At 41.9% G+C, this 375-nt stretch carries 1 protein-coding gene; it reads left to right on the top strand.

The window, feature by feature from the left end; translation table 11 throughout:
- Window positions 1-345 (top strand): transposase (locus ACKTR5_RS11775; RefSeq protein ID WP_407881702.1); only part of this gene is annotated, 345 nt, incomplete at its 5' end.
- Window positions 346-375 lie beyond the last annotated feature (30 nt).

The raw sequence follows: 375 nt of genomic DNA on the forward strand, positions 1-375 counted from the left end.
TTACAAGAGGCACTAAATAAAGTGGCGGTACGCTCGTACCGCACGACTGTTCATACAGACCAAGGCTTTCAATATCAGAATACCGCTTGTCAAAAGGTACTCAAACAACATCATGCTTTTCAAAGTATGTCCCGGAAGGCAACCTGTTTGGACAACGCTTCAATGGACTCATTCTTTCACATTATGAAGGCAGAACTATTTGACCAAGCTTACACAACTAAGGATTCTTTGATTCAATCAATGACTGATTGGTTGGATTATTACAACCAACGCCGAATCAAAACCAAACTAAAAGGCAAGACACCGGTTCAATACCGGCAGCTTGCCCTTCAATCAGTCGCCTAATATACATGTCCAACTTAATGGGTTCACTTC

Origin of the sequence: Furfurilactobacillus entadae (assembly GCF_045862745.1) — a bacterium.
Classification (GTDB): domain Bacteria; phylum Bacillota; class Bacilli; order Lactobacillales; family Lactobacillaceae; genus Furfurilactobacillus; species Furfurilactobacillus entadae.